Origin of the sequence: Streptomyces sp. NPDC019531 (assembly GCF_044903305.1) — a bacterium.
GTDB lineage: Bacteria > Actinomycetota > Actinomycetes > Streptomycetales > Streptomycetaceae > Streptomyces.
Window position 1 is genome coordinate 46985 of record NZ_JBJDQL010000047.1, and the last position, 26062, is coordinate 73046.

At 70.1% G+C, this 26062-nt stretch carries 22 protein-coding genes; 8 read left to right on the forward strand and 14 right to left on the reverse strand.

The window, feature by feature from the left end; translation table 11 throughout:
* The 4 genes from mmsA (at position 1) to ACI2L1_RS37105 (ending at position 5719) form a co-directional block, all read left to right on the forward strand.
* Positions 1–1551, forward strand: a complete 1551-nt coding sequence (mmsA, locus tag ACI2L1_RS37090; protein WP_404743832.1) for a multiple monosaccharide ABC transporter ATP-binding protein — start codon at positions 1–3, stop codon at positions 1549–1551.
* Complete coding sequence (mmsB, locus tag ACI2L1_RS37095) at positions 1548–2792, forward strand: multiple monosaccharide ABC transporter permease (protein WP_404743833.1); 1245 nt, start codon at positions 1548–1550, stop codon at positions 2790–2792. Before mmsA ends, mmsB begins: the two co-directional genes overlap by 4 nt.
* 74 nt (positions 2793–2866) lie before the next feature.
* Positions 2867–3931 (forward strand): aldose epimerase family protein, encoded by a 1065-nt coding sequence (locus ACI2L1_RS37100; RefSeq protein ID WP_404743834.1) that lies wholly within the window; start codon positions 2867–2869, stop codon positions 3929–3931.
* A gap of 174 nt (positions 3932–4105) precedes the next feature.
* A complete protein-coding gene (locus ACI2L1_RS37105; protein ID WP_404743835.1) occupies positions 4106–5719 on the forward strand; it encodes a pyridoxal phosphate-dependent aminotransferase in 1614 nt (537 codons plus the stop codon).
* 40 nt (positions 5720–5759) lie between these two features.
* Here the strand turns inward: ACI2L1_RS37105 and ACI2L1_RS37110 are convergent, their stop codons facing one another.
* The 9 genes from ACI2L1_RS37110 to ACI2L1_RS37150 all read right to left on the reverse strand — a co-directional run bounded on the left by ACI2L1_RS37110 (position 5760) and on the right by ACI2L1_RS37150 (position 13946).
* Positions 5760–6740 carry an arabinan endo-1,5-alpha-L-arabinosidase gene (locus ACI2L1_RS37110; RefSeq protein ID WP_404743836.1) on the reverse strand — a complete coding sequence of 327 codons (981 nt, stop codon included), beginning with the start codon at positions 6738–6740 and terminating at the stop codon, positions 5760–5762.
* Positions 6741–6882: 142 nt separating this feature from the next.
* The gene (locus ACI2L1_RS37115) at positions 6883–8232 is read right to left on the reverse strand and encodes a DUF3500 domain-containing protein (protein ID WP_404743837.1); all 1350 of its coding nucleotides are present in this window, start codon (positions 8230–8232) and stop codon (positions 6883–6885) included.
* A gap of 114 nt (positions 8233–8346) precedes the next feature.
* Entirely contained in the window at positions 8347–8877 is a 531-nt protein-coding gene (locus tag ACI2L1_RS37120; protein WP_404743838.1) for an SUKH-4 family immunity protein, read from the reverse strand.
* Between the two features lie 37 nt (positions 8878–8914).
* Positions 8915–9469 (reverse strand): hypothetical protein, encoded by a 555-nt coding sequence (locus tag ACI2L1_RS37125; RefSeq protein ID WP_404743839.1) that lies wholly within the window; start codon positions 9467–9469, stop codon positions 8915–8917.
* Positions 9462–10271 (reverse strand): hypothetical protein, encoded by an 810-nt coding sequence (locus tag ACI2L1_RS37130; RefSeq protein ID WP_404743840.1) that lies wholly within the window; start codon positions 10269–10271, stop codon positions 9462–9464. The genes ACI2L1_RS37125 and ACI2L1_RS37130 overlap by 8 nt, the downstream gene beginning before the upstream one ends.
* Entirely contained in the window at positions 10268–10954 is a 687-nt protein-coding gene (locus ACI2L1_RS37135) for a hypothetical protein (protein WP_404743841.1), read from the reverse strand. Before ACI2L1_RS37135 ends, ACI2L1_RS37130 begins: the two co-directional genes overlap by 4 nt.
* A 127-nt stretch (positions 10955–11081) precedes the next feature.
* Positions 11082–11531, reverse strand: a complete 450-nt coding sequence (locus tag ACI2L1_RS37140; RefSeq protein ID WP_404743842.1) for a hypothetical protein — start codon at positions 11529–11531, stop codon at positions 11082–11084.
* Positions 11532–11800: 269 nt separating this feature from the next.
* A complete protein-coding gene (locus tag ACI2L1_RS37145) occupies positions 11801–12739 on the reverse strand; it encodes a sigma-70 family RNA polymerase sigma factor (RefSeq protein WP_404743843.1) in 939 nt (312 codons plus the stop codon).
* A 10-nt stretch (positions 12740–12749) separates the two neighbouring features.
* Positions 12750–13946 carry an NAD(P)/FAD-dependent oxidoreductase gene (locus tag ACI2L1_RS37150; RefSeq protein ID WP_404743844.1) on the reverse strand — a complete coding sequence of 399 codons (1197 nt, stop codon included), beginning with the start codon at positions 13944–13946 and terminating at the stop codon, positions 12750–12752.
* A 73-nt stretch (positions 13947–14019) separates the two neighbouring features.
* Here ACI2L1_RS37150 and ACI2L1_RS37155 point away from each other — a divergent pair, with 73 nt between their 5' ends.
* Both ACI2L1_RS37155 and ACI2L1_RS37160 read left to right on the forward strand, forming a co-directional pair.
* Positions 14020–14595 (forward strand): hypothetical protein, encoded by a 576-nt coding sequence (locus tag ACI2L1_RS37155; RefSeq protein WP_404743845.1) that lies wholly within the window; start codon positions 14020–14022, stop codon positions 14593–14595.
* A gap of 131 nt (positions 14596–14726) precedes the next feature.
* Positions 14727–15248 carry a hypothetical protein gene (locus ACI2L1_RS37160; protein WP_404743846.1) on the forward strand — a complete coding sequence of 174 codons (522 nt, stop codon included), beginning with the start codon at positions 14727–14729 and terminating at the stop codon, positions 15246–15248.
* On the opposite strand, the gene ACI2L1_RS37165 is transcribed toward ACI2L1_RS37160, so the two are convergent.
* The gene (locus ACI2L1_RS37165; protein ID WP_404743847.1) at positions 15235–18525 is read right to left on the reverse strand and encodes an AfsR/SARP family transcriptional regulator; all 3291 of its coding nucleotides are present in this window, start codon (positions 18523–18525) and stop codon (positions 15235–15237) included. The genes ACI2L1_RS37160 and ACI2L1_RS37165 overlap by 14 nt on opposite strands.
* 179 nt (positions 18526–18704) lie before the next feature.
* On the reverse strand, positions 18705–19010 hold the full coding sequence (locus ACI2L1_RS37170) for a hypothetical protein (RefSeq protein ID WP_404743848.1): 306 nt from the start codon (positions 19008–19010) through the stop codon (positions 18705–18707).
* Between the two features lie 176 nt (positions 19011–19186).
* Here ACI2L1_RS37170 and ACI2L1_RS37175 point away from each other — a divergent pair, with 176 nt between their 5' ends.
* On the forward strand, positions 19187–19978 hold the full coding sequence (locus tag ACI2L1_RS37175; RefSeq protein ID WP_404743856.1) for an intradiol ring-cleavage dioxygenase: 792 nt from the start codon (positions 19187–19189) through the stop codon (positions 19976–19978).
* 70 nt (positions 19979–20048) lie between these two features.
* On the opposite strand, the gene ACI2L1_RS37180 is transcribed toward ACI2L1_RS37175, so the two are convergent.
* The 3 genes from ACI2L1_RS37180 to ACI2L1_RS37190 form a co-directional block, all read right to left on the reverse strand.
* A complete protein-coding gene (locus ACI2L1_RS37180) occupies positions 20049–20699 on the reverse strand; it encodes a DUF4360 domain-containing protein (protein ID WP_404743849.1) in 651 nt (216 codons plus the stop codon).
* A gap of 627 nt (positions 20700–21326) precedes the next feature.
* Positions 21327–22250 carry a sulfite exporter TauE/SafE family protein gene (locus ACI2L1_RS37185; protein ID WP_404743850.1) on the reverse strand — a complete coding sequence of 308 codons (924 nt, stop codon included), beginning with the start codon at positions 22248–22250 and terminating at the stop codon, positions 21327–21329.
* Positions 22251–22387: 137 nt separating this feature from the next.
* Positions 22388–22846: an RrF2 family transcriptional regulator gene (locus ACI2L1_RS37190; RefSeq protein ID WP_404743851.1), complete on the reverse strand. Its 459-nt coding sequence runs from the start codon at positions 22844–22846 to the stop codon at positions 22388–22390.
* Positions 22847–22950: 104 nt separating this feature from the next.
* Between ACI2L1_RS37190 and ACI2L1_RS37195 the strand changes: the two genes are divergently transcribed.
* Positions 22951–25947: a beta-galactosidase gene (locus ACI2L1_RS37195; RefSeq protein WP_404743852.1), complete on the forward strand. Its 2997-nt coding sequence runs from the start codon at positions 22951–22953 to the stop codon at positions 25945–25947.
* The last annotated feature ends 115 nt before the right edge of the window (positions 25948–26062 follow it).

Here is a 26062-nt window from a genome sequence, read left to right on the forward strand (position 1 = left end):
ATGGCGGGACCCGTCCTGGAAATGCGCTCGATCGTCAAGACCTTTCCCGGCGTCAAAGCGCTGTCGGACGTCTCACTGACTGTCCGTCAGGGCGAGGTCCATGCCATCTGCGGTGAGAACGGCGCCGGGAAGTCCACCTTGATGAAGGTGCTCTCCGGCGTCCATCCGCACGGTACGTACGAGGGCGACATCCTCTTCGAGGGAGATGTCGTCTCGTTCAAGGACATCCGGGCGAGCGAGCAGCACGGCATCGTGATCATCCACCAGGAACTGGCCCTGGTGCCGTTCCTGTCGATCGCGGAGAACATCTTCCTCGGCAACGAACACGCCTCCGGCGGGTTCATCAACTGGAACGACACCCTGAAGCACGCCACCGAGCTGCTGCGCCGGGTCGGTCTTTCCGACCACCCGGAGACCCGGATCGCCGACATCGGCGTGGGCAAGCAGCAGCTGGTGGAGATCGCCAAGGCGCTCTCCAAGAAGGTGAAGCTGCTCATCCTCGACGAGCCGACCGCGGCTCTGAACGACGAGGACAGCGGCAAACTCCTGGACCTGATCCTGGAGTTGAAGAACCACGGCATCACCTCGATCATCATCTCCCACAAGCTCAACGAGATCCGCCGGGTCGCCGACTCGGTGACGATCATCCGCGACGGGAAGTCCATCGAGACCCTCGACGTGAAGGCCCCGGAGACCACCGAGGACCGGATCATCACGGGCATGGTCGGCCGTGACCTCGACCACCGCTTCCCCGACCGCACTCCGTACGAGGGCGCGGCGGACGCGGCCCCGGCGCTTGAGATCCGCAACTGGACGGTCCACCACCCGATCGACCAGACGCGCAAGGTGGTCGACAACGTGTCGATCAACGTGCGCCGCGGCGAGATCGTCGGCATCGCGGGCCTGATGGGCGCGGGGCGCACCGAGCTCGCGATGAGCGTGTTCGGGCGCACCTACGGCCGGCACGCGGGCGGTCAGGTCTTCAAGGACGGCGAGGAGATCCGTACGAAGACCGTCGCGGAGGCGGTCGAGCACGGCATCGCGTACGTCACCGAGGACCGCAAGCACTACGGCCTCAACCTCATCGACAACATCAACCGGAACATCTCGCTGACCGCCCTGGACAAGGTCGCGAGGCGTGGTGTGGTCGACGAGCACGAGGAGCGGAAGGTCTCCGAGCGCTTCCGCAAGTCCATGAACATCAAGGCGCCGACCGTCTTCGAGACGGTGGGTAGGCTCTCCGGCGGCAACCAGCAGAAGGTCGTCCTCAGCAAGTGGATCTTCGCGGGTCCTGAGGTGCTGATCCTGGACGAGCCGACGCGCGGTATCGACGTGGGCGCCAAGTACGAGATCTACACGGTCATCGACCAGCTGGCCGCCGAGGGCAAGGCAGTCGTCTTCATCTCCTCCGAGCTGCCGGAACTGCTCGGCATGTGTGACCGCATCTACACCATGTCCGCCGGGCGGCTGACGGGTGAGGTCCCGCGGGCCGAGGCCACGCAGGAAGTGCTGATGCGCCAGATGACGAAGGACAAAGAGGTAACCCGATGAGCACCGATGTGACCAAGATCCCGGCGTCGGCGCCGCCCGGCAAGAGCGGGGGCTCCGCCTCGGACGGGGGCCTGCTGCAGCTGATGCTGAACGGCCTGCGCCGCAACATGCGCCAGTACGGCATGCTGATCGCGCTCGGTCTGATCGTCGTGCTGTTCGCGGTGTGGACCGACGGCGACCTGCTGCTGCCGCGCAACGTCTCCAACCTGGTGCTCCAGAACAGCTACATCCTGATCCTCGCGATCGGCATGATGCTGGTGATCATCGCGGGGCACATCGACCTGTCGGTCGGTTCACTGACCGCGTTCGTGGGCGCCTTCGCGGCCGTGCTGACAGTGCAGCACGACGTGGCGTGGCCGGTCGCGCTGGTGCTGACCCTGGTGGTGGGCGCGGTCGCGGGCTCGGTCCAGGGCTATCTGATCGCGTATCTCGGCATACCGTCGTTCATCGTCACCCTGGCGGGCATGCTGCTCTTCCGCGGTCTGACGGAGATCCTCCTCAAGGGCCAGACCCTCGGTCCGTTCCCGGACGGGCTGCAGAAGCTCGGCAACGGCTTCCTTCCCGCGGTCGGCCCGAACACCAACTACCACAACCTCACCCTGCTGCTCGGCTTCGTGCTGCTGGCCTTCGTGGTCTACCAGGAGGTCCGCGACCGCAAGCGCCAGCAGGAGTTCGCGCTGGACGTGCTGCCCAGGAACGCCTTCCTGCTGAAGCTCGTCGCGATCGCCGCCGCGGTCCTCGCGGTGACGATGCTGCTCGCCAGCTACCAGGGCGCGCCGATCATCCTCCTCGTCCTCGGTGTGCTGGTGGTCGGCTACGGCTACGTCATGCGCAACGCGGTCTTCGGCCGGCACATCTACGCGATCGGCGGCAACCTGCCGGCGGCGAAGCTGTCCGGCGTCAAGGACAAGAAGGTCACCTTCCTTGTCTTCCTGAACATGGGCGTGCTCGCGGCCCTGGCGGGTCTGGTGGTCGCCGCCCGCCTGAACGCGGCCTCCCCGAAGGCGGGCCTGAACTTCGAACTCGAGGCGATCGCCTCGTCGTTCATCGGTGGCGCGTCCATGAGCGGCGGTGTGGGTACCGTCCTCGGCGCGATCATCGGTGGTCTCGTCCTCGGCGTGCTGAACAACGGCATGAACCTCCTCAGCGTCGGCACCGACTGGCAGCAGGTCATCAAGGGCCTCGCCCTGCTGGCCGCGGTCGGGTTCGACGTATGGAACAAGCGCAAGTCCGGTTCGTAGCCACGCCGGGTCACGGGCCCCGCGGACGACCGGTCCGCGGGGCCCTTCGGCTGTCCACGCTTCACACCCGCACCATGGGAGGCAGGAACCCGGTGAAGGAACTCTTCGGTGAGCTCGCCGACGGGACGGAGATCCACCGCTGGTCGCTGGAGAACGGCGGCACCCGGCTGAAGGTCCTCTCGTACGGCGGGATCGTCCAGTCGCTGGAGATCCCGGACCGCGAGGGCCGCTACGCCAATGTCTGTCTCGGCTTCGACACCGTCGAGGACTACGTCGCCTCAAGTCCGTACTTCGGCGCGCTGATCGGCCGGTTCGGCAACCGCGTCGACAAGGGCCGGTTCACGCTGGACGGCACGTCGTACGAGCTGTCCGTCAACGACGGCGAGAACAGTCTGCACGGCGGCCGCGAGGGCTTCGACAGGACCGTCTGGGACATCGAGGCGTTCACGCGGGACTCAGACGTCGGCCTGCGACTCCACCGCACCAGTGCCGACGGGGAGATGGGCTACCCCGGCACCCTGAGGACGACGGTCACCTACACCCTCACCGAGGGGGGCGACTGGCGGATCGACTACGAGGCCACCACCGACAAGGCCACCGTGGTCAACCTGACCAACCACGTGTACTGGAACCTCGGCGGCGAGGGCACCGGCACCATCGAGGACCACGAGCTGAGGATCGCCGCCTCCCGCTACACGCCGACCGACCCGGGCCTGATCCCCACCGGTGAGCTGGCTTCCGTGGACGGCACGCCGTTCGACTTCCGCGAGGCCAAGCCGATCGGCCGGGACATCCGCGCCGGGCACGCCCAGCTGATCAGAGCCAAGGGCTTCGACCACAACTGGGTCCTCGACAAGGGGATCACGGCCGAGCCCGAGCATGTGGCGACCCTGCGCGACCCGCACTCCGGCCGCACCCTGAAGATCGCCTCCAACGAGCCCGGTCTGCAGTTCTACTCGGGCAACTTCCTCGACGGCACCCTCACCGGCACCGGCGGCCACACCTACCGTCAGGGCGACGCGCTGTGTCTGGAGACACAGCACTTCCCGGACTCGCCGAACCACCCGTCGTTCCCGTCGGCAACGCTGCGACCGGGGCAGACGTACAGGTCGACGACGATCCACTCGTTCGCCTCCTGACCTGGTGAGATGCGGAATTCGGGCCCGGGGTTCCCGAACTCACACTTCTTTCACACCCGTTGAACAGCGCCACGCAGCTATCCGTATGTAAGGGCGGCCCGTGCTCCCCCGCGCGGGCCACCCAATGACGACGGACCCGGTCGCCCCGCCGGGTCCGCCCCATACGGAGGTTCGATGGCCGACAACGTCACCTCGTTGTTCCGCAGCACCGCTGCGCACAGCCCGTCCATGGCGGCGCTGGCGCGTGAAGGCGGCGACGGGACGGGGCCGGTGGACTTCTGCATTCCGTGCAATCCGTACTTCCCCACCCCGGCGATGATGGACACCATGGCCTCACGGCTGAAGGACATCATCACCTACTACCCCAGCGGTGCCGACACGATCACCGCCGAGCTGTGCAACCTGCTCCAACTTCCGCCGCAGGCCGTGGCGATGGGCAACGGCTCCACCGAACTGATCACCTGGATCGACCACCTGCTGGTCCGTGAGTCCCTCGCCATCCCCGTCCCCACCTTCGGCCGCTGGACCGACCAGCCGATGGAGACCGGCAAGCGGGTCGACATGTTCCCGCTCCAGGAGTCCAGCGGATTCGCCCTGGACCTCGCGCAGTACGCCGAGTTCATACGCACCCGGGGCACGCGGGTCGCGGTCATCTGCAACCCGAACAACCCCGACGGCGGCTTCCTCCACAAGCACGCGCTCGTGCAGTTCATGGACGCCATGGCCGACCTGGACCTCATCGTCATCGACGAGTCCTTCCTGGAGTTCGCCGACGCCGAGCAGGAGCCGAGTGTCGTCCAGGAGGCGATGATCCGGCCCAACGTCATCGTGCTGCGCAGCCTCGGCAAGAACTTCGGCCTGCACGGCATCCGCTTCGGCTACATGGTCGCCAACCCCTCGCTGGCCGGCCGGGTCCGCTCGATGCTGCCGAAGTGGAACCTCAACGCCTTCGCCGAGTACGTGGTGTTCATGCTCAAGGAGCACGGCGCCGAGTACGCGCAGAGCCTGCACCAGGTGCGGCGGGACCGCCTGGACATGGCCAGCCAGCTCTCCTCGCTGCCCGGCCTCACCGTCTACCCCTCTCAGGGGAACTTCCTCTTCGTGCGCCTCCCTGTGGGCGCCGAAGGCACCGTGGTCCGGGACCGGCTGCTCACCGAGCATCGCATCCTGGTCCGCGAGTGCGGCAACAAGATCGGATCCTCAAGCCGCTTCCTGCGACTCGTGGTGCGCCCCCAGGTGGACGTGCGTCGCCTGGTGTCCGGCCTGGAACAGGTGCTTTACGGGACCAGGAGGGGAGCCGCCGTGCCCGAGCTCGCTCAAGGGACCAGCTACAGCTCGGGTACGGCGGCAGTGGATCGACTGGTCGGGCAGACCAACGGGGCGGGGATGCAGGACCTCGCCGCCATGGCCGTCGGCGGTGGCGGGGTCGGTATGGGCGGCGGTATGCCGATGCCGATGCCCATGCAGGCGCCTCAGCAGGTGCCGGTCGCCATGGCCTCCGCGCCCTCGAACGGTGCGGGCATGCCGATGCAGATGCCGACGGCACCCGCACCCGCCCCTGTTCCGGCGCCCGCTCCCCCGGCCCCGGCTCCGATGCCCTTCGCCGCGCCGGGTGGCGGACCCACCCCGCCCGGAGTGCCGGCTCGTGGGGGGCTCACGGCCGCGCAGGTACGGGGCATGACCGCACCGGCTCCCGGAGCCCCGCAGGAGCTGTCCACGGCCCCCGCGACCGGCTGGCCCAACGCGCAGAGCTGGCCGAACGCGGCGGGGATGGGACAGGCGGGCTAGCACTGCGGGGGTGCCGGTACGGCCGTGAGCTGACGCCGACTCAGTACGCGACCGGCCAACCCGTGCTCCAGCTCAGCAGGTTGATGCCGAGCTTGGGTGTGCCGTTGGCGTTGCCGTCGTAGTAGTGGTAGACGATCAGGTCGCCGTCGGAGTCGCTCATGACCGACTGGCCGCCGGGGCCGATGATGCTGCCGTGGGACTCCAGGACGGGCGTGCCGCCGTTGTTCATCATCGAGACGCCGTTCTTGTCGACGTACGGTCCGGTGATGCTGGTGGCGCGGCCGACCTTGACCTTGTAGGTCGAACTGGTGCCGGCGCAGCAGGTGTCGTACGACGCGAAGAGGTAGTAGTAGCCGTTCCGCTTCACGATGTACGGCGCCTCGACCGCCTTGGTTCCGGTCGGGCGGGACGCGATCGAGTACCGGGTGGTGTTGGAGGAGAGCTGTTTCCCGGTGCTCGGGTCGATCTGGATCATCTTCAGGCCGGTCCACCAACTCCCGAAGGACAGCCACCACTTGCCGTCGCCGTCGACGAAGAGGTTCGGGTCGATGGCGTTGTAGTCGCTGGAGGTGGTGGAGGTGTACACGGTGCCGTAGTCGGTCCAGGAACCGGGCAGGCCGGTCGACGAACCGGCGAGCCCTATCGCCGACTTGTTGGAGCCGAAGGTAGAGACGGCGTAGTACATCAGGTACTTGCCGCCGTGATACGAGATGTCGGGCGCCCAGGCCTCGGTGGCGTACGACGACCACCAGCTCGGCTTGGTGGTGAAGGCGTCGCTGCCGGCCGTGAACGCGATCCGGTCGGTGGAGGTGCGGTAGCCGAGGCCGCCGCCGGTGCCGTACAGCAGGTAACGGCCCGCCGACGTACGGACCATGGTGGGGTCGTGGATGGTGGTGGCGCCCGTGACGGTCCCGGGGTTGGGGTACGCCGACGCCGTGCTCGGCACGAGGGCGAGCAGGGCGGCGGCGGGGACGGCGAGCAGGGCGGTCCTGCGGCGAAGGGTGCGGGAGATGCGGCTCACGCTGACGCTCCTTGCGGGTGGGGGGACACGATCCGTTCGTTGCCGTTCGGTATATCGATCGCCGATCAGAGCTTCGGACGGACCGTAGAATCGAACCCCTTGCGCGTCAATGGCCCGCGCAGCCTCAGCAGCCCAGCAGCCGCTAGTGGTCCTGCTCCAGGTGCAGTTTGAGCAGGTCTATGCCGTAGTCGCCGCCGTTCGGGGTGCGGATGATGGTGTGGATGTGCTCCTGCGACGGGGTACCGCCCATGCCCATGCCGCCGCCGGGGCCGCCGGCGTTGGAGCCGGAGCTCGCGCTGGGGGTCGCGGAGGAGTCGCCCTTGTAGAAGAGCGGGGCCTGGGCGTCGTACTCGATGAGGACGACCGGGCTGTGCACGCGGTAGTAGAAGGCGGAGTCGTCCTCCGTCTCGCCCATCCAGTAGAAGTACGTGTCGTCGAGGTGCTTCTTCACCTCGGCCATCTTGACCTCGGCGTGCCCCTCGTTGATGTAGCCGACGTACACACCGACCAGGTCGAGCAGCTTCTGCTGCTGCGCGGAGGTGAGACCGGAGCAGGGCAGCCCCTCGTAGGCGAGCTTCAGGTTGTCCTGGCCCGCACCGGCCTTCATGTCCTCGTTGCCGTTCGACTGCGAGGAGACCGCCTTGGCTCGCTGCGCCGTGGTGAGGGAGCGGATCATGGCCAGACCGGCCTTGGTCTCCGGCCGGAAGAGGGTGATCTTCTCGCCCTTGTACGTGCCCGTCGTGGGCTCCGAGCCCATGAACGTCGGCGTCATCACGACCTGGTCGCCCAGCACGAAGTAGTTGATGGCGACATGGTGGCCCTCGTACTGGAAGCCCCAGGGCTTCGTGGTCGACGGGGTGCCCATGAAGGTGAAGAAGTAGTGGCCCTCGGTCAGGGTCTTCTGGTTGCCGCCGTTGGAGTCGCCCAGGAACGCGTTGAGCTTCATGATGCCGCGGGTCTGGGTGAGGCCGTCGGCGGACAGGGCCTTGCCGAGCAGCGCGTAGCCGAGGTTGCGCTGCTTCTCCGTCAGGTCGCCCATGCGGACGCCCTTGCGGTCGTAGCCGTCGACGTTGCTCCAGGCCGTCCATTCGTCGGCGTCGATGTCGAACACACAGGACTTGCGCTCCGTCGTGGAGAGCCCGTCCAGGAACGTCTGCGCCGCCTTGACCAGCGCGTCCGTGGAGACGTCCGTGGAGTGGATCGAGTACAGGTCCTCGACGACGGTGCCGTCGGTGGTGACGCCCTTGACGTCCGCGTACTTGATCTGGGAGGCGCCGGGGCCCATGCCGCCACCGCCGCCCCCGCCGGGCCCACCGGAGGGCATGCCGCCAGCGGCACTGCTGGAAGCGGCGGAGCTCGCCGTGTCGGAGGAGTCCGAGGAACAGCCTGTCATGGTCGCCATGGCGGCGACTCCGCCGGCGAGCAGCGCCTTGTTCATGAACCAGCGGCGGCTGCGTTCGGCTTCGGGGGTACGAGGTCGGTGTTCATGCATACGCTGCAGACTCCACGCCGAACCTGAAGAGTTCCTCTGCGAAACCTGTGAACGAAGGCTCATGACCGCTGTGCAGGTGCCCGTGCGGGACGACCGCGACGGGGGCCGCCAGGATCAGCCGACCTGCTCGAAGACCATCGACCACCAGCTGTCCGGCTGGGCGAACGCGTACGGGTCGCGGGCCCTGAGGTACTCCACGAGCTTGTCCGTGTAGGGGGCCCGGTCCTGCGGCGCGGCCTGCTCCAGGTGCTTGGCGCGCAGGGCGAAGCGGTACAGGAACTCGACGAGGTCGGCGAGGGTGCGGTTCACGATCTCGGCCCGCGGCTCCTCGTCGAAGGACATGAGGATGATGTAGCCGCGGTCCATGTCGAGGCAGTACCGCATCGTGGGATCGTCGGTGGGGCCGCCGAGGACGAGGATGTGGGTCTCCTCACCGCCCGCGGCCACCGGCACCACGGTGAAGGGGTCGGGCCCGTCGTCGGCGGTGTCGAGGGTGAACAGGACGTCCACGAACTTCGGCACACCGACGTCGCACAGCACCTCGGCGTCGGCCTCGGACAGTCCGCGCTCCTCGGCGACGGCACGGTCCAGCGTGACCACGCGGTCCGCGCCGAAGAGCTCCGTCATCTCGTCATGGGTGGCCATGCGTCCTCTGCTTCCCTTTCGTGAGCGTGTCGGTCGTTCAGCCGGCGAGCCCGGCCCGCCGCAGCAGTTTCAGCCAGTCGTCGTACTCGACCAGTTCGTCGTCGACGAGGGCGAGCCGTTGGTACTCGGCGGGAGTGGCCAGCCGCTCCAGGAAGAACGTCCCAAGAGCCGGCGCGAGCTGCTCGAAGCGCTCGGCGTCGGGCCAGTCGGGGCCCGCTTCCGGGGCGCCGAGGACACCGCCGCCCGCGCGGTCGAGGTAGACCGGCGCCTCCTGGATCATCCCGACGCAGTAGAGCTTCTCGGGGGACAGCGGCAGCGGGGAGTCCGCCACGGGCTCGCAGTAGAACTGGTGCTCGTCGGCCTCCTCCAGGCCGAAGAGCTGCACGGACGGCCCGCAGCTCGCGCCGTCCAGCACCCGGCAGAAGTCCAGGAACTCCCGCGGCACCCCGTCGGCCTCGGCGTCGGCCGCCGTCTCCTCGTCGATCGTCCCGCCGAGCGTGAACGAAAGCACGTCCGGGCTCTCCGCCAGTGCCGTCCGCAGAGCGTCCACCGTCGCGATCAGACGGGACGACGCCGGGTTCGCGCTAGTCATCTGGCCACCACTTGATGTCGATGTTGATCGGGTTGCCGTCCGGAAGATCCTTGATCTGCGGACGTATCTGCTGCGTGCCGATGTCGTAGTTCGTCGTCCGGTCGAGCATCCGCAGGTTACGCCACGCGTCCGGACCACCGGTCTGGAGCTCGTTGACGTGGTCGGGTTGCATTTTACGGGCGGCCTGCGCGGCCTCCTCGGCGAACTCGGGGTCGTCCTTGTGGTTCCTGCGGATCAGTGCTTCCAGTGCGCCCTTGTACTGCGCGGTGATCTGCTTGTCCCGGTAGTCCTCGGTCTTGCCCTTGAACTTGAAGAGCTTGCCCTCCTCGCCGAGCCGCTGAAGGGCGGTCGCCTTCCTCTCGAAGGCCTGCTTGGGCATCCCGGGCTTCCACTCCAGGGAGACGGTGTGCGGGTCCTTCGTCGTGTCCGGCCGGTCCTTGCCGATGCCGCCGCCGTCACGGACCGTGTCCTGGTCGCGGGAGCGCTTGACGATGCCCTGCAGCATCGTCTCGATGTTCTTGTCGTTGCGCGCGTGGTTGTCCCCCATGGCCCGCACGCCCTTGGACACGTCGTGCAGGTGCTTGTGCAGCTGGTCCTCGGCCTCCTCGATGGCCTTGAGGATCTTCTCGGCCCCGGTCTCGACGGCCGCCGCCAGGGCGCCCTTGCCGCGTGTCCGGTTCAGCCCGGCCCGGCTGCGCCGCAGATGGGGACGGGCCCCGGACTCCTGCTCGTCGGCCTGCGAACCGACCCGGTCGGCGAGCCGGTCGTGGAGGTCCTTGTCGCTGCGTACGGTCTCGCTCACGCGGCACCGCCCTTCCCGGTGAAGGTCCCCGTGGTGCCGTCGAGCCCTTCCGAGAATCCCTCGGTGCCCGCGCGGAGGGTCTTGCCGGGGCTGTAACCGTCCTGCAGTCCTACGGCGTTGGCGCCGACCTGGATGACGAGGTCGGTGGCCATGTTGCCGAGCGCGGAGTAGACGGGGCCCATGGCGACGGACATGAGCTCCTCGACGAGGAGCTGCTCCGCCTCCTTCAGCAGCCGCCGGACGATGAGCCGGGTGGCCTGGGTGGCACCGAGCGCGCCGACTTCGGAGAGCCCGAGGGTGAACGGCGCGGCGGCCTGGGCGGCGATGATCTCGGCGGCGAGGATGCCGAGTTGGACGATGGCGGCCACTTTGGCACCGGCCACGGCGATGGCGGCGCCGTCGAGGGCCACGGCCCCGAGATCGGCGGCTTCACCGAGCCGTTCCAGGTGTACGTCGCTGACCTTGCCCCAGTGCTGCTGGAAGGCGGCGGTCGCGATGCCCTCGTTGCCCTCCAGGAACTCCCGGACGACGCTCGCGGTCGCGTCCTTGCCCTCCCGCATCTGCGAGGCGAAGGAACGCAGCCCGTCGGCCATGTCCCGGTAGTCGTCCTCGTCGACATTCGGCCACTCGACACCGATGAGGTCCAGCACCCAGGCCGCCTCGTCGGGCAGCACGACGCCCATGTCCGTTCCCCCTTGTCTTGGCAGGACCATTTCAGGTCAGGCTTGCGACGGCCGAACTGTACTACGGGGAGCGGGATTTGCTGCCGCTATGAGAGGAATCGGAGTGGGTCTGCCGGACGGGAGACGCTCACCGGTGCCCGAGGGGACCAGTCGGCCGGGAGCCGCCCAGACCGCCCGGCCCGGAACGCCCCCAGGGCCCGGCGGAACGCTCGGAAGCCGTACGGCTCTCCGCGCCGGCCGACGCCGTGTCCTGGTCGTCGCGCTCGTCCTCGGCGTCACGCTCCCGCTGCCACTCGCCGAAGCTCTCGCCGGCCTCCCGGGCCTCGGCGTCAGAACGCCGCTCCCCCTCCCGACGGACCTTCTCCGCACCGGCGAACAGCGCGGCGGTGTACTCCGGGTCGGTGAAGGCCTGTTCAGCGGTGAGACGGCCACGCAGCACCCCGTCGGCCATCTCCCGCAGCTTCGGATCGTTCCCGGCACTCAGCGTGCGCAACGCGCGCAGCAGACTGCGGGCCCGCTCCTCGTCCTTGGCGACCCCCAGCAACTCCCCTGGGTCCACTTCACGTCCGTCCACCACGCGAACCGCCCCCTTCCGTACACCGGTCGCCCCAGTATCCAACAGCCCCGGGGCTCACGGGAGTCGATCCACGGGCTCACGAACTGTCCCGGCCCGACCACGATGTGACTTCGAGTGACAGGCCGCCAGGGGTGATCGGATCTGCCCTGGTCAGCCCTCCGTGACGAGTCTGATTCGGGAGACCGACGTGTACGGCCCTCGGGCCGGCGCGGGGCCGAGGGGATGCCGCCCTCGCTCCGAGTCAGATCACCGCACTCCAGTGGCTCTGGTCACCATGCGTCGATAACCGGCGCGTCGGGTTCGTGCTGCCGCCATGCCTCGTTGAGGCGCGCGAGCCGGCCCGCGGTGGCGATGCCGAGCAGGGACGCGACCTTGCCGTCGCTGAATTCGAACATCACGGCGCCCACGACCCGGTCGTCGGTCACGGCGAGGACGGCCGGGGAGCCGTTGACCAGTGCGATGTGGAACGCGGGGGAGCCGCCGGCCAGCCGCCGCTTCGCCGGTGTGGGCTTGAAGCCGGCCCGCACGTAGGAGGCGATGCGCTCGCCCGTGCTGTACCGCAGCAGCCGCCTGGCCAGTCCGTAGCCGTCCGAGACCGCGGTCGCGTCGTCGGTGAGCAGCGCCACCAGCCGTTCGGTGCGCCCCGACGTGGCTGCGGCGAGGAACTCCTCGACGATCCGGCGCGCGGACCCGGGGTCCACCTCGTCGCGGCCGCGGTGCTCGGCGGTGATCCGGATCCGGGCCCGGTGGACATGCTGTTGGCTCGCGGACTCGGTGATGTCGAGGATCCCGGCGATCTCGGCGTGGGAGTACGAAAAGGCCTCGCGCAGGACGTAAGCGGCCCGCTCGACCGGCGAGAGGCGCTCCATGAGGGTCAGTACGGCCAAGGACACCGACTCGCGCTGCTCGAAGGTTTCGGCAGGGCCGAGCATCGGGTCGCCTTCGAGGAGCGGCTCGGGCAGCCAGGCACCGGCCGCTCGCTCGTGGCGCGCCTGCGCAGAGCGGAGCCGGTCGAGGCAGAGATTGGTGACGACCTTGGTCAGCCACGCCTCCGGCAGCTCGATACGTTCCCGGTCTGCGGCCTGCCAGCGCAGGAACGCGTCCTGCACGGCGTCCTCGGCGTCGGCGGCCGAGCCGAGCAGACGGTACGCGAGCGAGGCCAGCCGGCCCCGGCTGGCCTCGAACCGATCGATGGCCACGCTGTCCATGCGGAGCAGACTATGCGGCGACCCTCACACCGGCCCGGTCGGGCGCGGTGGCCAGGCGGCGCCTGCGCTTGGGCATGCCGAAGGTCGGGTGGGCGATGCCCCACCCGGCCCCCTTGAGCACGCCCGACTTGAGCCGCGCGGCGGCCTTGCCGCCCAGGTACCAGGACTTCGACCGGGCGTCCCCGTCCACCATCTGGAAGATCGCGTCCCGCCGTCCGAGGCTGATGTGGTTGCCGTGGTACTTCAGCTCGATGGTCGGGACCTCGCTGCCCGTCAGGCGCGCGATGATCGCGGCGGTCGCCTGCATGTTGGTGTAGCCGGCCGAGGCGCAGGACATCGGCAGCGGCCGGCCGTTCTCGCCGATCGCGTAGGCGCTGTCACCGGCGGCGTAGACGTCCGGGTGCGAGACCGAGCGCATGGTGCGGTCGACGACGATCTGGCCGGTCTCGGCCACCTCCAGGCCGCTGGCGGCCGCGATGGGGTGCACGGCGAACCCGGCCGCCCACACGGTCACGTCGGCCGGGATGGACGGCCCGTCGACGCCGCCTGCGATCGCCCGTGTCGGCTCGACGGCCTTGATGCCGGTGTGCTCGTGGACGGTGATGCCGAGCCGGTCGAAGGCCTGGCGCAGGTGACGGCGGGCCTTCGGGGAGAGCCAGGCGCCCAGCTCGCCGCGGGCGGCGAGTGCGACCGAGAGGTCGGGCCGGGACTCGGCGAACTCGGTGGCGGTCTCGATGCCGGTCAGTCCCTCACCGACGACCAGCACGGTGCCGCCCTCGCCCAGGTCGGCCAGGCGCTCGCGCAGCCGCAGCGCCGAGGACCGGCCGGTCACGTCGAAGGCGTACTCGGCCGCGCCGGGGACGCCATGGTGGGCGACGGAACTGCCGAGCGCGTAGAGAAGGGTGTCGTACGCGAGCTTGCCGTCGCCGTCCTCGCCGGTCACGGCGACGGTCCTGCGCTCGGGGTCGACGCCGGTGACGCGCGCCAGGCTCAGCCGCACGCCGGTGCCCGCGAACACGTCGGCGAGCTTGCGGAACGCGACGTCCTGGCCGATCGCGAGCTGGTGGAGCCGCATCCGCTCAACGAAGTCGGGCACGGCGTTGACGACGGTGATCTCGGTGTCGGCGGGGGAGAGCCGACGGGCCAGGTTTCCGGCGGCGAAGGCCCCGGCGTATCCAGCGCCGAGTACGACGATGCGGTGCTTCATGACGTTGCTCCTGTCTCGTTCGCGTGCCACTTGAACGAGACGGCGCCCCGATTGCTGACAGGAGCCGGATGTGATGCGGGTCACCGAACCTGGACGAACGACTGAGCGCGTGTTCCTGGTCGGGGTGCTGATTCCCTTCGTCGCGGTGAACGCCTGGATGCTGAGCACCGGCGGCCCGGCGCGCAACCTGGTCCTGGGCGCGTTCATGGTCGTACTGATGTATCTGACCATGGCCGACGTCCTGCGGAGCCGGGAGATCCACGCCGACCTCGACGCGGTCGCGCAGGGCGCCGACGCGACCTACTGGACCCGGCATGAGCGACGGCACCCGGTACGCCGTAAGGCTGTCGCCCTGCTGCTCACCCATCCCGACTGGGAAACACGGGTCGCCGCGCTGGCCGACGCCTCGGCGCCCGTCGCGGTCGGCGCGTTGCCCATGGTCCTGACCGGCGTCTCGGTCCAACTCCTGGGCCATCTGGTCACGTTCACCCCCGGCCTGAACACCTACCTGCCGAACTGGCTTGCCGATCCCGGTGTGTGGCCGGCCGCCGCGCTGGCCACCGCCGTGGGAGGCACCGCCGTATGGCGCGGCGTGGTGCACGCGGCGGGCGGTGTGGTTCGGTCGTCCGGGCTGCGTTCGGGGCTCTGACTGGGGGCCGGGCAGTTCGGGGGCGAACTCGCCGTCAGCCAGTTCCTGGGAAACCAGTGGGGGCCCTGGAACGCCCACGCTCTCTCTGGCGACGCGATGTCCGCCTCGTCTGCACGGTCGCGGCCTGCGGGGTGCTGGTGAGCCTGTGTGCGGCGACCTATGCGGAGCGGCAGGCCGCGAGCGGGCGGTCGGACCGGGCCGGCTTCGACCCCCTCATCACGGAGCTCCACAGAACCCCGGTGTCGAGCCGGCAGCTCGGCATGCAGGTCTGGGCCTGGGGCTACTTCGGCGGGGCGGGTCTCATGGGCGACTACGAACGGGCGTTGGCGGGCATCGACCGCAGCGTCCGTCCGGACGGCAGCGTCGACGGTACGGCGATGAGGCGCGGCTGCACGGACCTGCTGAGCACGATCGACCGGGCGGAGGACTACTTCCCGGTCCCCGCGTCCGCCGAGCAGTCGCTGTGGTCGGCCGTCCTGAGCAGCAGCCGCATCCATGCGCAGGACTGTCTCGACACCCTCCCGGTGACCCACTGGGAGGAACTCCGCCCCGTGCTCACGGCGCTGAACCCGCCCGTGGACCCGGTGGCCGCCCTCTTCGACGACCTGGTCGAGTTGGCGAAGCCCGCCGGGATGGAACTCAGCGCGGGCTGACCTCCTCGGGGACTCCGACGTCGGCGAAGACGGCCCGGGCCTGTTGGCTCAGCAGTTCGGCAGCCGTACGGTCGGTGGTCCGGCGGGTGCGGGCGAGGGCCATGAGGGTGCGGGCCTCGCCGAGGCGGTGACCGGTCTCACGGTGGATGGCCAGGGCCTGCCCGGCGAGTTCGACGGCGGTGGCGTGGGCCTGCTCGGCCTCGGCTGCCTCGGCGAGGGCGGTCAGGGCCTGGCCCTCCACCACGCGGAAGGAGTGGGCGCGGGCCAGACGCAGGGCCCCTGCGGCGTGGTCGCGTGCCTCGTCGTGCCGACCCCGTTGCTGAACGGTGAGGGCGAGGCTCACGAGGGTGTCGGCCTCGGCGCGCCGGAAGCCCGCCTCGCGGGCCAGGGCGAGAGCCTGTCGGTCGGCGTCGAGGGCCCGGTCCGGGCGCGCCAGGCCTCGGTGGGCGGCGGCGAGCGTGTTGAGGATGCCGGGCAGGATCCAGTACCGCTTCGTGTCGCCGACCATGGCCAGGGCGCGCTCGGCCTGCTCCAGCCCCTCCTCGTGGCGGCCGAGTTCGAGACTGATCCTCGCGAGGGCGTTGAGCATCATCGTGCGGCCGTCGCGGTAACCGGCCCGCTGGTCCGAGGTCACCGCCGGGCCGAGCAGGACGAGCCCGTCGGCGAGACGGCCCAGCTCCCAGTACACCCCGCCCAGTACCTGCACGGCCGGGCCGTTGTCCCACCGGCTGTGGTCCGCGTCGAGCTCCGCGGCACGTTCGAGGTGACCGGCGGCCTCGCGCAGCCGGCCCAGGTCCCGGCAGACCATACCGAGGCCGACCAGCCCGAACCCCTCGTAGTTGGGGTTGCCGGCCACGCCGAAGAGGCGCAGCCCGGTGGTGAGGTCGTCGTACGCGCTGCCGAGCTGCGCCATGCTCCATTTCGCGAAGGCCCTGAGGCCGAGGGCCGATGCCTCACCCGCCGTCCAGCCGCGTTCCCGGCTGGTGTCCAGGGCGCGGGTGGCATGCTCCATCGCCTGCCGGACATGTCCCCGGTCCCACCGGGCCGCCGAGAGGCTGGAGTGCACCGCGGACTGGCCGTACAGGTCGCCCTCGGCCTCGGCGGCCTCCAGTGCCGTCTGCGCGACGGTCTGCCAGGTCTTGCGGGACAGATGGATCCAGAACTGGCCGAACAGCGTGGAGGTCAGGTACCAGGCGACCGGGCGGGGACCGTGACGGCCGGCGTGGTCGATGACGGCGAGGAGGTTCGCCCGTTCCGCGTCCAGCCATCGTCGGGACTCGGCGGCCGACGGCATGCCCGGGTGCTCGCCGGGGCGCAGGGCGCCGGGCAGTTCGGGGAAGAGTCCGGTCCCCGCGGTGGCACGAGCGGCGTGCAGATACCAGAACAGCAGCCGTTCCAGCGCGGCCTCGCGTTCCGCCGCGCTCTCCTCCGCCAGCGCCCGCTCCCCCGCGTACTCACGCAGCAGGTCGTGGAACCGGTACCGGCCCGCCGTCACGGGTTCGATCAGATGCGCCGCTGCCAACGTGCCGAGCAGCCGACGGGCCCGGGACAGCGGTGTGTCCAGGAAGGCGGCCGCGGCCTCGGCGGCGAAGTCCGCTCCCGGGAACAGGCCGAGCAGCCGGAACAGCCGTCGTGCGCCGGGTGCCAGGGCGCCGTACGACACCGAGAAGGCCGTACGCAGCGGGGAACCGGCGTCGCCGTCCGGCTCCAGTGCGTCCAGTCTGTTGCCCTCGGTCATCTCGGCGACGAGGTCGGCCGTCCGCAGCGCCGGGTCGCCCGCCAGCCTCGCGGCGGCCACGCGCAGGGCCAGGGGCAGGCTGCCGCAGAGGCGGATCAGTTCGTCGACCGCGTGTCGGTCGTTGTCGACCCGGTGAGCGCCGAGGGTCCGGCTGAGCAGGGCGCGGGCCGCGTCCGGCTGGAGGAGGTCCAGGGGCAGGGCGTGGGCGCCGTCGCGGACGACGAGGTCGCCGAGGCGGTTGCGGCTGGTGACCAGGACACAGCAGGTGGGGGCGGCGGGGAGCAGCGGTCGTACCTGGTCGGCGGAGGCCGCGTTGTCCAGGAGGACGAGGACGCGCCGGCCGGCCAGCAGGGTGCGGAAGACCCGGGACTGGGCCTCGTGGTCCGGAGGGATCTCCGAGGCCGCGAGGCCCAGTCCGCTCAGCAGCAGTTCGAGGGCCTCGGCGGGTTCGAGGGGGCGGCGGTCGTGGTCGAAGCCGTGCAGGTTGACGTAGAGCTGACCGTCGGGGAAGCGGTCGCGGACCTGGTGGGCCCAGTGCACGGCCAGCGCGGTCTTGCCGATGCCGGCGGCGCCGCCGATGGCGGAGATGACGACGGTGTTCGCCGGGCTCCGGCGGTCCTGTTCGGGCGGCAACAGGGCGTGGAGCCGCGCCAGTTCGTCGGTACGGCCGACGAAACCGGGGGCAGCGTGCGGGAGTTCGGCGGGGACGGTGTCCTCTCGCCTCGTGGAGAGCGGCGGGGGCGGCGGCAGCAGGAAGGCGTCGTCCTGGTGCAGCAGCGCCTCGTGCACCCGGCGCAGTTCCTCACCGGGATCGGCGCCGAGCTCGTCGCGCAGGAGTATGCGCAGCTCCTCGTAGGCCGTGAGCGCTTCCGCCTGGCGTCCGCGTCCGTACAGGGCCCGGATGCGCAGGGCGGCCAGCGACTCGTCGTAGCGGTCGGCCATCGAGGCCGCGGACGTCCCGCCGAGCTCGTCAAGGGCGTCCCCGAACCGGCCAAGCAGGACAAGGCACTTGAGCCGCTCCAGCCGGAGCGAGCGCCGGCGTTCCTCCAGCCGCTCGCGCTCGGCCCGCGCGAACGGACCCGGCAGGCTGGCCAGCGGCTCGCCCCGGAACAGCCCTACGGCGGCCGCCAGTTGGTCCGTGGCGGCGGCCGGGTCGCCGGACGCGAGGGTGCGCAGCGCCGCCCGGCCCCGCTCCTCCAGCTCCGTCAGGTCGAGCCGGACGGCCTCGACGACGAAGCGGTACCAGCCCTTGCCGCTGCGGATCACCGACTCCGCGGGCGGGGTTCCGCCCGGATCGAGCGTCCTGCGCAGGGAGTTGACGTGGGTGGGCAGCACCCTGGCACCGCCTGCGGGCGGCTCCGAACCCCACACCGCGTCGAGCAGCCGCTCATGGCTCACCACGGCCCCTCGGCTCAGCAGCAGTGCGGCCAGCACGGCCTGCCGCTTGACCGGCCCCAGCTCCAGCGGCGACGGCCCGCGCCACGCCCGTAACGGCCCGAGCACCTCGAATCGGAGCAGGTCAGGCGATCCCCCGTCCACAGCCGTGCCTCCCGTCCCGTGCATCACCGGCAAAATTCACCAGCATTGCAGCACCCCGGGCCGTGGTGAGGGGCGGGTCATCGCACAACCCGCACATTCCGGGAGCGGACATGCAGGCGACCCCACAGCCGCCTCGGCACCCGTGGTGCGGCAGCGACGGTGGGGCTCACACCCGTGGGTCAGCCGGAGGTCACCGCCGGTCCGAAGTCCGCCTCCAACCGCTCCCTCCACCCCGCGTCCGCCAGCCCCGCCCCCACCAGCACATCCCGCCAGTCCTCCTTGGCCAGCTGGACGGCGTCGAGGATCCGGTCCACCCGCCCCTGTCCGCACAGCAGCGTGGCGGCGGCGATCCGTTCCTTGTCCTCCTGGTCGCCCCGGTCGGTCAGATGGTTGACCAGTTCGGTGAGCAGATCCCCCACCACCTCGCCCTCCCGGCCGGGGAAGTCCTCCGCGATGCGTCGTTCGACCCGCACGGTAAGCCCCATTTACCCTCCTTGTCGGCATACGCCCCGATACCCTACCGCGCCCGCCCGGCCGGACACGGCAAGCTGTCTCGCAAGAAACTTGACGGTTCGTCACTTTGCCGAACTGACAGTCCATCGACAGCAACCGTTTCTACGGTGCCGTGTCCATGACAGACACCCCCATGAATGACACCGTCATGAACGGCACCGGCACGAGAGACACGGCCGACGCGTCGCGCAACCCGATCGGCCGCCGGACCGTCCTGGTCGCCACGGGCGCCACCGCGGCGGCCCTGGCCGTGGGCGTCGCCGCGTCCGAGACCCCCACAGCCCACCCTTCCGCCACGGTGGACACGGCCCCCGTCGCCGCCGCGGCGGTCTGCACCCTCACGAAGGAGATGACCGAAGGCCCCTACTACCTCGACGGCCAGTACGTCCGCGCCGACGTCACCGAGGGCAAGACCGGCTTCCCGCTCAAACTCGCCCTCACCGTCGTCGACGACGACACCTGCGCCACGATCAGCAACGCCCTCGTGGAGATCTGGCACTGCGACGCACTCGGCGAGTACTCGGGCTACGTCGGCAACAACGGTCACGACGAGCCCGACAGCGGCACCTTCCTGCGCGGCGGAGTCCTCACCGACTCCAGCGGCGTCGCCAACATCACCACGGTCTACCCGGGTTGGTACCGGGGCCGCTGCGTCCACGTCCATGTGAAGGTGCACGTGAACGTCACGCTCACCTCCGACGGCTCCTTCACCGGCGGCACCGAACTCCACACCGGCCAGCTCTTCTTCGACGAGACGATCACCGCCAAGGTCGGCGCGCTCTCGCCGTACTCGGCCAACACGGTCACCCGCACCACCCTCGCCCAGGACGGGATCTACGACGACGGCGGCGCCGCGTCCGGCCTCCTGACCCTGACCGCCCTGGGCAGCTCCCCCTCCGCCGGCTACACCGGCACCTTGACCCTCGGCGTCGAGAACTGACCCACGGCACACCGAGCCGCCCGCCACCCCGCGAAGGGTGGCGGACGGCTCCTGCTTCACCGACCGACACTCACTTGCCGGGGCACTCCTGCCACGCCATGTGGTACACGGTGCTGATGTCGCCGTCGGTCGAGTCCATCGTCATGAAGCTGACCTTGGACGGCGAGGAGGAGCCCGCGCTGACGCGGAGCTCCGTGTTGATGTTGAAGTTGCGCTGAACTCCACAGGGGGCCCACACCAGTTGGGCCCAGTCGGTGGTGTCGGTCGCCTGCCAGTTGTCGTTGTAGGCGCCCGTGAAGGTGTGGGTCTTGAAGGCCGTCTGCGAGGAGCCCTGGAAGTAGTACGAGGCTCTCTGCACGGCGCTCGCACCGGACTGGAGCGAGGCGAAGCCCCGGTAGTCCGCCTCGGCGATGGCGTAGGTGAAGCCGGACGGGACATGGACGATCAGGTTGAGCTGGCAGTTCTTGCGGAACGCGGTGGGGTCGGAGTTGCCGCCGACCTGTGCGAGGTAGTCGCTGTAGGTGACCGTGAACGCGGTGTTGTCCTCGGAGACGGCGACGGCAGCCGTTCCCGCGGGACAGCCGGAGCCGTTCACCGTGGCGACGTCGATGACGATCTTGTCCGGCGGCGGGTCGACGAACCCGCCGGACGGGTTGTGCGCGGGCACCGCCGCGGCCACGAGAGCGGCGACGGCGCCGCTCAGGAGCAGTCCACTTGCCATGGGGGGTCTCTCCTCTTCGCTGAAGTGTTGAAGCATGGAGAACCTGTGTCGTTTCTGTGAAGCACCGCGGCGATGGAATCGTAGGGAGCGCCCTGTGGCACCACCAGAGCGAACTCCAGCCATTCGCACCATGTCCGAACTCACGTGTAAACGAGGGAAGTTGAGCGACGTCCTGGTCGTCGGCTCCTCGCTCGGCGGCTGGGTCGGCGCCGAGCCGACCACGTCCGACGCTGACGGTCCGATCAGCGGGCTGGTCCTGATGGACGCGGTCGGCATCGAGGTCGACGGCGAACCGGTGCGGGACTTCTTCAGCCTCGTCGCGCAGGGCGTCGCCGAGTACGCGTACCACGACTCCGAACGCTTCTACGTCAACCCGGCGACCCTCCCGGCCGAGCGACTCGCCCTCATCCGGGGCAACATGGCCACCCTGCGCGTCTTCTCCGGCGGCCCCGCCATGAGCGACCCCGGCCTACGGCAAGGAGTACGCCTCGTCGATCGCGGACGCCCGATTCGAAATGATCGCGGAGGCGGGCCACTTGCCCCTCTCGAACAGCCGGCCCGCACCTTCGCCCGGCTCGACGGCTCCGCGGAGCGGACCGAACCGAACCGGGCGCGGCCGAGGCAAGCTCAGGAAGCGCTCGCCCCGACCCGCTCCTCCGAGGACGCCAACGGCAGCGCCTCCGCAGCCTTCTCCCGCAGATGCGCCCGGATCGAGTACGCCACGGCAGCCGCCCACAGCGCGTACAGGACGACGTAGACGAACAGGCTCAACCCGCCCGACGCCCCCAGCCAGTCGCTCTTCAGCAGAGTGCGCACGTTCGTGACGACGATGACGCCGCCGACCGCCGAGCCCAGCACCCGCGGCGGGAGCAGGCGCACCAGCCAGGCGGCGACGGGGGCCGCGATCAGGCCGCCGATCAGGAAGGCCAGGACCCAGGTCCAGGTGAGGCCCTGGGAGCCGAGGGAGAAGAGGAAGCCGAGGCTCGCCGCCACCGCCACCAGGAACTCGCTGGTGTCGATCGAACCGATCACCTTGCGGGGCTCCATCCGGCCGCTGGCCAGCAGCGCGGGCGTGCCGACCGGACCCCAGCCGCCGCCCCCGGTCGCGTCGAGGAACCCGGCGACCAGGCCGAGGGGCGCCAGGAAACGGCGGCGCAGCGGCCGGTCCAGTTTGTCCTTGGGCAGGCCCTTGAAGGTGAAGCGGGACATCACGTACACGCCGAGGCCCAGCAGGATCAGGGACATCACCGGCTCGGCGAGTTCGGTCGACAGCCGGGACAGGACCGTCGCGCCCAGGAAGGAGCCCACCGCCCCGGGCACCCCGATCTTCACGACGACCTTCCAGTCGACGTTCCCGAAGCGCCAGTGGGAGGCGCCGGACATCAGGGTGGTGCCGATCTCGGCGAGGTGGACGGTGGCCGAGGCGGCGGCCGGGTTGGTGCCCATGGCCAGCAGCAGGGTGGTGGAGGTCACGCCGTAGGCCATGCCGAGGCTGCCGTCCACGAGCTGGGCGCCCAGGCCCGCGAGGGCGAGCAGTATCAGCGTGCGCATGCGGTCGGTCCCGTCTTCCCGAGGTTTCCTACCGGGTGAGTAGGAAATGACAACGGGACGGGATCCTAGGGCGTCAACCTGAGAACGGCCTTAGGGGGCCGACAACACCCCTGGCACCCCTGGCACCCTGTGATGGCCTACGGGTTCTCCCAGGCCGCCGGTTCGGCCGCCAGCGCGCGTACCGGCTCCGGCAGCGCGTCGCCCGCGATGTCGGCGATGGTGACGCCCTCCAGGATCTTGCGGACATTGGCCCGCAGGGCGATCCACAGCGGGAGCAGCGGCTGGGCGGAGCCGGTGTACTCCAGGCCGGTGGGCCGCTCGCCGCGCACCGACACGATCGGCCCGTCCACGGCCCGGATGACGTCCGCGACGGTGATGGCCGAGGCCTCGCGGGCGAGCCGGTAACCGCCGCCCCCGCCACGCCTGCTGTCGACGATTCCGCCGCGCCTGAGGTCGCCGAGAATCCCTTCCAGGAACTTGTGCGGGATGTCCTGGACCGCGGCGACGGCCTCGGCCTTCACCGGCTCCGCGCCCTGCCTCACGGCAAGCTCCAGCACCGCCCGTACCGCGTAGTCCGCTCGTGCAGAGATCCTCATACGACAATTGTGCTGCGTCCGGCGGTGGACAATGGCCACGCCACAATGTCATCACCGCTCACAGCCGCACCGCACGAGAACGGGCACGACCAGGAGGCGCTCCCTTGGAGCTGAGCAGACGTACATTCCATGCCCTCGCCGGCACCACGGCGCTCGGCTTCGCGCTCAGCAGCAGTGGTGGCGAGACGACCAGGGCATACGCCTCCCACAGCGTGCCCACCGGGCCCGCACCGGGCGCGCCCGCCGCCGACCGCGCACGGCACGAGGTCGGTTTCGACAAGTACTCGCTGCTGGTCGACGGTCGCCGTCTGGTGCTGTGGTCGGGCGAGATGCACCCCTTCCGGCTGCCGAGCCCGTCGCTGTGGCGGGACATCCTGCAGAAGATGCGCGCGCACGGCTTCAACGCGGTGAGCGTGTACTTCGCCTGGAACTACCACTCCCCCGGCCCCGGCCAGTACGACTTCACCGGCGTCCGCGACCTCGACCTGTTCCTGCGCACGGCCACCGAGACCGGCCTGTACGTGATCCTGCGGCCTGGCCCGTACATCAACGCCGAGGTCGACGGCGGCGGCTTCCCTGGCTGGCTCGCGGCCACCGCGGGAAGGGCCCGCAGCTCCGACCCCGCCTATCTGTCGTACGTCGACGAGTGGCTGACCGAGGTCAACGCCATCGCCGCCCGGCACCTGTTCACCAAGGGCACGGGCACGGTCCTGCTCTACCAGATCGAGAACGAGTACGACGCGTTCGTCGACGAGCCCCTCGGCCGCGACTACATGTCCCACCTGTACAAGAAGGTGCGCGCCGACGGGATCGACGTACCGCTGTTCCACAACGACAAGGGCAGGAACGGCTACTGGACGCCCGGGTCCTTCAACACCGGTGGCGAGGAGCACGGTTGGCTGTACGGCTTCGACGGCTACCCCGACCCGGCCGAAGTGCCGCCGGACTGGGGGCACTTCGGGGTGGGCGGGCTCAAGGGCGGGGCCACGGCCAGCCCCAGGACCCCTGGTTTCGTCCCGGAGTTCGGCGGCGGCTGGTTCGACGCGTGGGGCGGGGCCACCTTCGACGGCAAGGGGTACGCCGAAGCGCGGTACACCCGGGACGCGGCCTACGAGCGGCGGTTCCAGCTCACCAACCTCGCCAACGGCATCACCGTGCACAACGTCTACATGACCTTCGGCGGCACCTCGTGGGGCTGGCTGCCCGCGCCGCAGGTCTACACGTCGTACGACTACGGGGCGGCCATCGACGAGGCGCGCAGGCAGACGCCGAAGCTCGCCCCCACCCACCAGCTCGGCCATCTCCTGAGGACCGTCCCGGACTTCGCCAAGCTGGACCGCGCGGACGCCGTCCGGGCCGCGGACGAGCGGCTGAAGGTGTACCACCTGACCAACCCGGACACCGCCTCCCATGTGTACGTCGCGCGCAACGACACCGACGCGCCGATCACGACGTCCATCCCCGGCGCCGGGATCGACGTGGCGTTCACCGTCGCCGCCCATGACGCCCGACTGCTCACCGCCGACCTCCAGTTGGGCACCCACAGGCTCAAGTACGCCACCGCGCAGCCGATGATGTACCTCAAGGTCGGGCGGATGGACGTGGCCGTGTTCACCGCCCCGCACGGCGAGATGGCTCAGGTCCTCCTTGAGTACCCGGAGGAGCCGCTGGTCACCCGGGGCGACGCGGAGCCCGCGTGGAACTACGACCTCGGTGTCCTGCGGGTCACCGTGCCGATGGGCGTCGGCGGGCTGACCCGGGTGCGGCTGGAGGGCGGTGGCAGCAGCACCCCGCTGCTGCTGGTCTTCGCCGACGACGCGACCGCGCTCAGGCTGTTCCCGCTGGACACCCCGACCGGCCCGGTGCTGGTGTACGGGCCCTCACTGGTGCGCGGGGTCACGCTGGACGGGATGACCGCCCGGCTCACCGGCGACACCGTCGAGGCGACGGGCATGGAGGTGTGGGGGCCGCGGGGCATGGGGCAGATCACCTGGAACGGGCGCCCGCTGCGCACCTCGGTCACCCCCATGGGCAGCCTGCGCGCCGAGATGCCGGCCACCCCCGGTCAGCTCCCGGTGCCCGCAGTGGGCGAGGTGCGGCTGCCCGCGCTGGGCGGCTGGCGGCACCGTACCGAGAACTTCGAGTCCGCCCCGGACTACGACGACTCCGGCTGGACGACGGCCGACCGCACGAGCTCGTACAGCGTCACCCCGGTCCCGAAGGGCCAGCCGGTCCTCTTCGCCGACGACTACGGCTTCCACTACGGCGACGTCTGGTACCGGGGCCGGTTGACGGACGCGGACGACCTGGAGTCGGTGTCCCTGGCCTACAGCACCGGCACACAGGGGCTGCTGATGGCCTGGCTGGACGGCGAGCCGCTCGGCACGCACCGGATGCCGGTGCCGGACAAGGACACGGCGCGGAAGGGGAGTTGGGCGGCGACGGCCACCTTCGAGGTGCCACCCCCCTCGGGTGAGTCACCCCGCGTCCTGTCCGTCCTCGTCCGGCGGATGGCACACGACATGGACGGCAGGTCCGCCGACTCCCACAAGGTGGCCCGGGGGTTGACGTCGGTCACCTTCAAGGGCGGCTCCCCGAAGGTGAGTTGGCGCATCCAGGGCGAGACGACACCCGACCCGGTGCGCGGGCCGCTCAACAACGGCGGGCTGTACGGGGAGCGCAAGGGCTGGCATCTGCCGGACTTCGCCGACGACGGCTGGGAGGCAGCGAAGTTCCCGCGCGCGGACCGGCGCCAGGGCGTCACCTGGTACCGGACCACCTTCCGGCTCGCCGTGGACGCCGACATCGACGCATCGATCGGCCTCACCCTCGACGACGACCCGAAGCGCGCCTACCGCGTCCAGATCTTCCTCAACGGCTGGAACATGGGCCAGTACGTCAACGACGTGGGTCCCCAGCACACCTTCGTCCTGCCGAACGGCATCCTGCGCTCGCGGGGCGTCAACTCCCTTGCCCTGGCGGTCCTTTCGGACGGTACGACGGAGTCGGGCCCGAAGGACGTACGGCTGACCCCGTTGGGGGCCTCGGCCGGAGGAGTGCCGGTGACACCGGTGGACTCCCCCGGCCGCGCATCCGTCTAGGGCCTGTCCGCCGGACCGGCCCTAGGGCGTGTGTCGGAAGTCCCTTCGTCCGCCCGAAGGGCGGGCTCTGCGGCGTCTGGTGCGTGCTCTCGGCGTGCGGGGTGGAAGTCCTCGT